This is a genomic window from Blautia sp. AF19-13LB, assembly GCF_003479105.1.
GTDB lineage: Bacteria > Bacillota > Clostridia > Lachnospirales > Lachnospiraceae > Fusicatenibacter > Fusicatenibacter saccharivorans.
The window spans coordinates 1-548 of the sequence record NZ_QUGO01000082.1 but is presented as its reverse complement, the minus strand read 5'-3'; the positions used below and the strand labels follow the sequence as shown (position 1 = coordinate 548).

At 53.6% G+C, this 548-nt stretch carries 1 protein-coding gene; it reads right to left on the bottom strand.

Annotated features, from left to right (window positions below; genetic code table 11):
- Window positions 1-35: 35 nt before the first annotated feature.
- Window positions 36-548 (bottom strand): virulence-associated E family protein (locus tag DWX32_RS19400; protein WP_243037658.1); only part of this gene is annotated, 513 nt, incomplete at its 5' end.

The following is a 548-nucleotide window of genomic DNA, read 5'->3' as shown; positions in this document are numbered from 1 at the left end:
GGGATAGCAACAGGGGGTGCAACGGGCTGCCATTTTCAGAACGGAAGCTCCATCTGTTCTGTGACCTCCACAAAACCGTCCATCGTTTTTTCAGACGGGTTGCCGGAGTCCGTTGCCGGGTTTTCACGCTCCCAGCCCTTTTGTCTGCCATATTCGGAAAACATTCTTGGGTTCGGGAAGTACCGCCAGCCAGAAATGCACTGGTTCATAATCTCGTTGATTTCCCGGATTTCCCATTGCTTCGGCTCGTCAAAGGCATGGTTCAAGGCTCCCTTATAGAGCTGCTTGGAGCAGACCATGCTCCCGGTGTACTTATCAAGATACGCCTGTATCATCCCGGCTTTGGTGTCCTCCGGCATAAAATCCCGCTGGTGTTCTTTGAGATACCGCTGCATGGCGGGGCTGAAAGCCAGCTTGAACCTGCCGCTTCGGTAAATCTCCATCGCTTCTGCCCACATCTGCTCGATATAGGCTCTGGAAGCAGCTTCATCCTCCAAAATGTGAACCTCGGCTTGCTCCGGGTACACCATGACGGGGATAAAGCGGCG